We start from the raw sequence: 6,512 nt of genomic DNA on the forward strand, positions 1-6,512 counted from the left end.
ATGCCGGGCAACTATGCCCCGGCGGCGTATGCGTTGTGTGCGTTCCGCGTGTGACGAGGGGGGTGTGGTCGGCGGGTTCGCCGTCCGTGGGGTGGTGCGGGACTTACGCGCCGGTGATGCCGCAGGTGTTCCTGCAGGAGACCCGGCAGGAGTAGCCGCAGATGCCGGCCTGCTCCTCTTCGGCGGGCAGCTGCTGCAGGGCGTCGAGGTCGAGTTCCATGGTTGATCTCCTTCTCAAGGGGTCGGACGGGGTGCCGCGGGAGGTGGGGAGGTCCGGTTCACCGGACCGCCGTCACGACGCGTCGGGCTGGGTGGAAGGGCAGGTCACCTTGCAGGTGTAACCGCAGACACCGGCCTGCTGCTCCTCGGCGGGCAGCTGCTGCAGGGCGTCGAGGTCGAGTTCCATGACGGTGTTCCTTTCCGAAAGGGGGTGTGGTTCGGCGGGTTCGCCGTCCGTGGGGTGGTGCGGGACCTACGCGCCGGTGGCGGTGCAGGTGATGTCGCAGCTGACCTTGCAGGAGATGCGGCAGATGGTCGTCTGCTCCTCCTCTGCGGGCAGCTGCTGCAGGGCATCGAGGTCGAGCTCCATGGGTGATCACCTCCTTCCAGGGGGTGGTGGGTGCGGCGGTGTCCCGGGGAGGGGCGCCGCGGGGACGGGACGAGGGGTCCGCCCGGGACGAGGGGTCCGCTTCGGCGGACCTTCCTCACGCCTCGGTGGTGTCCCCGGTTCCGGTTCCCATCCTTGAAACGCAGCAGGTGTAGCGGCAGACGCCGGCCTGCTGCTCCTCGGCGGGCAGCTGCTGCAGGGCGTCGAGGTCGAGCTCCATCACTGATCACCTCCCTTCGTGTCCTGTGGTGCCGGTACGGACCCGGGCGGGGCGGGACGGCCCTGCCCGGTGAGGAACCGCACGACCGGTGCGACGACCGGATCGGCGGTTCCGGACCCGAGCACGGCGTGGCCGCGGTCGGGAAGTTCGAGGTAGTGGAAGTCGGTGCCGGGGCGGCGGCCGAGGGACGTCAGCCGTGCCGCCAGCGCCCGTGAGTGGCCGACCGGCACCGAGTCGTCGCGGGTGCCGTGGACGAGCAGCAGCGGCGCCGCCAGGGCGGGGGCCAACCGTTCCACGTCCCGCGGACCGAGCCGGTCCCGTACGGGGGTCAGCCCGTCCAGTCGCTCGACCATGCCGCGGACCTGCGCCGAGCCGTCGGCGTGCAGCCGGGGACCGGACAGGAACGGCGCCACGGCCGCACAGGCCGTCCAGCCGTCGGGCTCGGCCGCCGCTGCCAGCAGGGCCAGGAAGGCGCCGTAGCTGACCCCGTACAGGGCCGGCCGGTCGCGCTCCGCACCGCGCTCGCGGATCAGGAAGCGTCCGACGGCGGTGACGTCGGCCAGGTCGGGACCGCCCCACGCCCCGCTGATGGCCAGCGTGTGGGCGGCGCCGTAGCCGGTGCTGCCGCGCGGGTTCAGCGCGACCACCGCCGGGCCGGCCGCGGCCAGTGCTTGCAGGAACGGGTCGAAGCCCAGGGTCCAGCGGCTGTTGGGGCCGCCGTGCAGGGCCAGCACGACCTGCCGGGCGGTGCGCCAGTCGGGCCCGTACAGCACGGCCTCGACGGGGCCGTCCGCGCCGGGGAAGGTCTCCAGGCGGGCCGGCTGGTGGCCGGGCCGGGCCGGTTCGGGAAGTTCGAGGGCGGTACCGGCGGGTGGCACCCAGCCGAAGGTGCGCGGCCGGCCCGGGTCGGAGTGCGGCAGCCACAGCCCGTGCTCGGTCCACGCCGCGAACGGCAGCAGGTCTCCCGGCGGCATGTCGATCTGACGGGCGGTGCCCGAGACCGGGTCGAGAACGGTGAGGAACGACCTGGCCCCGGACGTGGTGAGCAGGGCCAGCCGGTCGCCGTCCGGGTCCAGGGCGAGCGGGTGGACGGTGCCGGGGAGACCGGTGTCGCCGTGGACCGCGCGCAGCGGCGCGTCACCGTCCAGGTCCGCCAGGGCGAGCCGGTTGGCCTCGGGGGTCAACCGGGCGAGCAGCACCCGTCCCGCGGCCGCGGCCAGCAGGTGGGCCGGCCCGCTGTGCGCCGTCAGGTCCCGGAGCCCGCCGTCGCGGAGGTCGAGCACGACCGGCCGCGGGACGTCGTCGAGCAGCCGGGTGAACAGCACCCGGTGGCCGAGCACGGTCCCGCCGAGCAGCGTGCCGTCCACCCGGGCCGCCACCTCGAACCGGGGCCGGTCCCCGCGCACCGAGAGGACGAGCGTGTCACGCGCCGCGCCGCCGCTCACCCCGAGGACCAGGAGTCCGGACCCCTCGGGCGCCGGCAGCAGCCGCAGCGGACGCCCGCCCGGCACGGAGACGCTGTCACGGTGCCCGTCGGCGGTCAGCCGGGCCAGCGACTGCGCCCCGCCCCGCCCGTGCCAGGAGGCCAGCACGCTCGTGCCGTCGAGCGGGAGGAGCTGGGTCCAGGCGGGGTCGCTGCCCAGTTCGGTGCGCAGGTCGAGACGGGGACCGGCCGGACCCAGGCGCCAGCCCTCGGCGAAGTGGCGCCCGTCGGTGCCGGTGGCCACGCACGCCGCCCGCAGACCGTCGGCGGAGAACCGGAAGCTGCTGCGGACCGTCACCTCCGCCTCGGTCGGTGCGGACCGGCGGCCGTCCGCAGACAGGGCCGCGGTACGGGCGCTCACGGCCGCACCTGCGTACGGTCGGCCGGCCCACCCTGGGGGAACACCGGTCCGTCGGCCATCCACGGACGCGGACCGCCGTGCCGCAGCCGGAGCAGGAAGGCGACGACGCCGCTCAGACCGACGTTCCAGTCGGCGGTGACCTCCGTCCCGCTTTCGTCCGCGATGAGCAGGCGGCCGTCCCGGTCGGCGTGCCGGGCGTACAGCGACGCCGCCAGCTCCTGCGCCCAGTCGCGGTACGGTCCGCCGACGGCGTCGGCGAGGTCGAGCAGGAACTCGCCGTTGCCGGCCAGTCCGTGGCAGGCCGCGGTCGGGGAGGTCCACCGCGCGCCGCGGACCGCGACCGCGGCCTCCTCGGCGGCACGCAGATGGGCGGGGTCCCGGGTGTCCTGCCAGAGCCGGACGAGGAACGTACCGACACCGGACGCCCCACTGCACCAGTGGTACAGCATCCCGCTGCCGGGGGCGTCGTCGCGGTCGGTGCGCCAGCGGGCCCCCCACGGGCCTCGTTCGGCCTCCGAGACGAGGGTGTTGCCGGCGTCGACGGCGGCATCCAGGTACCTCCGCTCGCCGGTGGCCCGGGCGGCGGCCAGCAGGGCGTACCCGACACCGGCGACGCCGTGGGCGAAGCCGAGGTGCCGGATGCCCGCGAGGGCCGAGTCGAAGTCCTTGGGGACCGGCCAGTACACCCGGTCGCCGTCGTACTCGGCGGCGGCCAGCAGGCCGTCTGCCGCCTCGGCCGCCCGCCGGCGGAACTCCTCGCGCCCGGTGGCGTGCCACAGGTGGAGCTGGGTGAGCGCGCTGCCGGCGGCGCCGTGGCAGACGTCCGGGTTGGGCCAGCGGACGGGGAGGGCAAGGGCCAACCCGGCCGCGCGTTCGGCCAGTTCCGGGTCGTCGAGGCGGCGGGCGGCGTCGTGCAGCGCCCAGGCGGTGCCGGCGCGGCCGAAGTAGAGCCCGGGCAGCACCGTCGACACCTGGGTGCGGCGCCGGTCGAGCCAGCCGGCCACCTGCGACAGGGCGGCGCGCAGTTCGTCGCGGTCCCCGGCGGGGCCGGCGTGGGTGTCGGCGAGGGTCAGCAGGCCGAGCACGCCGGCGGCGCCGTGCTGCACGTTGCAGGCGTCGGAACTGCTGCCGAATCCGGTACTGGGCCACAGGCGCGGGACATCGTCGCCCGGCTCCGGGAGGGTGGCCAGCAGATGGGCCAGGCCGTCGTCGACCAGACGCTGCTGGAGCTCGGTGCCGAGCCGGTCGGCGGGGAGGTAACGGTCGGCGGGGAGGCAGCGGTCGGCGGGGAGGCAGCGGTCCGCGCCGCCCTCGGGCGAACCGGCCGCCCGGAGCCGGTCGTTGCCGGAGCCGACCTCCGGCAGCACCGCGATGGGGGCGTCGACGTCGAGCCCGTCCAGGAACTCGCCCAGCCGGGCGAGGCTCCAACGCGCTGCCGGCTCGTCATGGGTCAGGCCGAGCACGGCCGGCGCCAGCAGGCGGGCGGCCCGGTTGCGCTCCCCGCTCATCGTGAGCAGCCCGGTGAGCCGCAGCCGGGATGAGGACGGTTCGGGCCGGCTCCTGGGGAACGTGGGCGCGGTGCCCACTGCCAGGTAGAAGAGGACCCCGCCGAGCGAGTAGAGGTCCGACTCCGGGCCGGGCACCGGGCCGAACCGCGGCCCGTGGACCGCCTCGGGCGCGGCGAACCCTTCGGTGTAGCCGCGGGTGGCCCACTGCCCGGGCCGGACCGCCAGCTCGGGGTCGATCAGCAGCAGCCCGCCGTCGGGCCCCACGATGATGTTGTTCGGGGTGAAGTCCCGGTAGACCATCCCCCGGTCCTGCACCTGGGCCAGCAGTGCGCCGAGCCGGCGGGCCGTCTCCACCACCCGCGCCGGTTCGAGGCCCGCCGTGCGGTCGGTGCGGTCCAGCTCGTCCTGCACCCACTGGGCGAGGGTGCTCCCGGGCAGGGACTCCTGGACGAGGAAGGTGTGGCCGTCCAGATCGAACAGCTCCACGTGCCCGGCGGCGATCCCGTCGAGCTCCGTCAGAGCGGCGGACTCGCGGCGCAGCGCGTCGCGGGCGTCCTCGCCCGTCACCCGGGTGCCGACGTGCGCCCGTGCCTGCTTGACCACGACTTCCGCTCCGGTCCGGTGGTCGAGCGCCCGGTAGATGCCGCCCCGGGCCGAGTGCCGGATCGCCTCACGGATCTCGTACCGGCCGGCGAGCAGGACCGGCCCCGGCGTCCTGGGGGCCGACGGGGCGGCCGGCGACTCCGCGGGGAAGGGTGACACGGCCCAGGCCGGCGGGCAGAACCACGGCTTGCGCAGGTCCTCCGTGGTGGTGCCGTCCGGGGCCTGGACCCGAAGCTGGTGGCTGCCGTCGTTGGTCAGCACCGGCACCCCGCCGTACACGCCGTAGCGGTAGTGCACCAGGCTGCCCGGGCGCAGCCGGCGGTCGGAGAGGATGGCCGGGCCGGGCAGTCCGGCGGTGGCCTCGTCCAGGGCGGCGGCGAGCCGGCGCAGCTGTTCGTCGTCCGATGGGTAGCAGGTGACGATCTTGCCGCACTGGGCGCGGTCGTAGCGGTCCGAGGTCATCTCCTCGACCACCGCGATGTTCTTGGCGAACTTGAAGCCGCAGCCGGCCGCGACCAGGACGGTCGCCGCGCGGTGCACCACCTCGGGCGCCGACAGCCGGGTCGCGGACAGGTGCAGCTTCCAGCCCTGGATCCGCTCGTCCCGCCCGGGCGGCATCACCCGGCACCAGGCGTCGTCCTCGGTGACCGTCCAGTCGTGTGCACCGTGCTCGGCGAGGACCGCCAGTGCCAGGCCCTGCAGACGGAAACCGTCCGCCGCGCCGGCCACCCCGGGCTTCCCGCCCGCCCCTTCGACCTGCTGCACCAGCTGCCTCCCGTCCGTCTGCTCCACCGGCCGCGCCACCGCGTCCGCCAGCCGGCGAGGCATGCCTCGCCCCGGCACGTCGGTGGGTGGGGGGCCGTGTTCCCCGGCGTCTGCCGGGCACAGGAAGGACGCTAATGCGGCGGGTGCGCGCCACAGATCGTGGATTCCCGCAGGGTGCACCCGTATTGGTCAGGCAGCGGGGAGACTGCGGGAAACCACGACACGTACGTACGGGGTCCCCGGCAACGTCCGTACGAGGGACCGTGAAACGGGCCGGCCCCGGGGCGCTCCCGCAGTGCTGCGGAAGGCTCCGGGGCCGGTGAACGAGCGTGCCGCACCGTGTGCGGCGGTCACAGGCTGCTGCCGGGCCGTCAGACGGAGTCCAGCGCCCGGGCGAGCGCCCCGCGCCGGGCAATGCCCAACTTGCCGTAGACGCGCGTCAGATGCGTCTCCACGGTGCGGACGCTGACGAACAGCCGCGCGGCGATCTTCTGGTTGGTGAGCCCTTCGAGGACCAGGTCGGCGATCTCGCGCTCCCGGGCGGACAGGACGGAGTCCGCCGGGCCGGCGGCCCGCAGGAGGGACGGCGCGCGGTCCGCGAGGCGTTCCTCCCCGCCACGTCCCGCGGGGCCGGGCCCGTCACCGTCCGGGCCGACCGAGGACGGGGAGGGCGGGGAGTACGAGGGGGACGGTGCGGGCGGGAGCGAGCCGCGCAGCTCCGTCGCCGTGCTGCGCAGCGCGTGCGCGCCGGCCCGTTCGAACTGCTCCTCCGCAGCGCGGACCGCCCGGGCGAACGCCTCGTCGCGCCCCAGGCTCCGTTCGGAGCGTGCCGCGACCAGGTGCGCCAGCCCGGCCTTGACGGGCCACCCCGGGGGGCGCCCCCCCGGGGCCCCGCCCCCGCCGCGACCAGGTCTCACCCCACCCGCACCGCCCGCCGCCCCGCCCCCCCCGCCGCGGCGGAGCAC

7 protein-coding genes are annotated in these 6,512 nt (G+C 75.7%); all 7 read right to left on the reverse strand.

Features of this window, described 5'->3' with window-relative positions:
• Window positions 1-103 precede the first annotated feature (103 nt).
• Entirely contained in the window at window positions 104-220 is a 117-nt protein-coding gene (locus tag ACFXA3_RS00605) for an ALQxL family class IV lanthipeptide (RefSeq protein ID WP_385179953.1), read from the reverse strand.
• Between the two features lie 72 nt (window positions 221-292).
• Window positions 293-406, reverse strand: a complete 114-nt coding sequence (locus tag ACFXA3_RS00610; protein ID WP_385179955.1) for an ALQxL family class IV lanthipeptide — start codon at window positions 404-406, stop codon at window positions 293-295.
• 66 nt (window positions 407-472) lie between these two features.
• On the reverse strand, window positions 473-589 hold the full coding sequence (locus ACFXA3_RS00615) for an ALQxL family class IV lanthipeptide (RefSeq protein WP_384711987.1): 117 nt from the start codon (window positions 587-589) through the stop codon (window positions 473-475).
• A gap of 115 nt (window positions 590-704) precedes the next feature.
• Window positions 705-827, reverse strand: coding sequence for an ALQxL family class IV lanthipeptide (locus ACFXA3_RS00620; RefSeq protein ID WP_385179958.1), 123 nt, complete (start codon window positions 825-827; stop codon window positions 705-707).
• Window positions 827-2,671 (reverse strand): alpha/beta hydrolase family protein, encoded by a 1,845-nt coding sequence (locus tag ACFXA3_RS00625; RefSeq protein WP_385179961.1) that lies wholly within the window; start codon window positions 2,669-2,671, stop codon window positions 827-829. Before ACFXA3_RS00625 ends, ACFXA3_RS00620 begins: the two co-directional genes overlap by 1 nt.
• On the reverse strand, window positions 2,668-5,610 hold the full coding sequence (gene lanL / locus ACFXA3_RS00630; protein ID WP_385179964.1) for a class IV lanthionine synthetase LanL: 2,943 nt from the start codon (window positions 5,608-5,610) through the stop codon (window positions 2,668-2,670). Before lanL ends, ACFXA3_RS00625 begins: the two co-directional genes overlap by 4 nt.
• 308 nt (window positions 5,611-5,918) lie before the next feature.
• Window positions 5,919-6,512, reverse strand: a 594-nt coding sequence (locus ACFXA3_RS00635; RefSeq protein ID WP_385179967.1) for a LuxR C-terminal-related transcriptional regulator, incomplete at its 5' end; no start/stop codon positions are given.

Source organism: Streptomyces sp. NPDC059456, from assembly GCF_042750055.1.
Taxonomy (GTDB): Bacteria; Actinomycetota; Actinomycetes; order Streptomycetales; family Streptomycetaceae; genus Streptomyces.

What these genes read in the sequence shown, in the direction of transcription:
- ACFXA3_RS00605 (WP_385179953.1), bottom strand. Translation starts at nt 220, where the DNA reads ATGGAACTCGACCTCGACGCCCTGCAGCAGCTGCCCGCCGAAGAGGAG.
- ACFXA3_RS00610 (WP_385179955.1), bottom strand. Translation starts at nt 406, where the DNA reads ATGGAACTCGACCTCGACGCCCTGCAGCAGCTGCCCGCCGAGGAGCAG.
- ACFXA3_RS00615 (WP_384711987.1), bottom strand. Translation starts at nt 589, where the DNA reads ATGGAGCTCGACCTCGATGCCCTGCAGCAGCTGCCCGCAGAGGAGGAG.
- ACFXA3_RS00620 (WP_385179958.1), bottom strand. Translation starts at nt 827, where the DNA reads ATGGAGCTCGACCTCGACGCCCTGCAGCAGCTGCCCGCCGAGGAGCAG.
- lanL (WP_385179964.1), bottom strand. Translation starts at nt 5,610, where the DNA reads ATGCCTCGCCGGCTGGCGGACGCGGTGGCGCGGCCGGTGGAGCAGACG.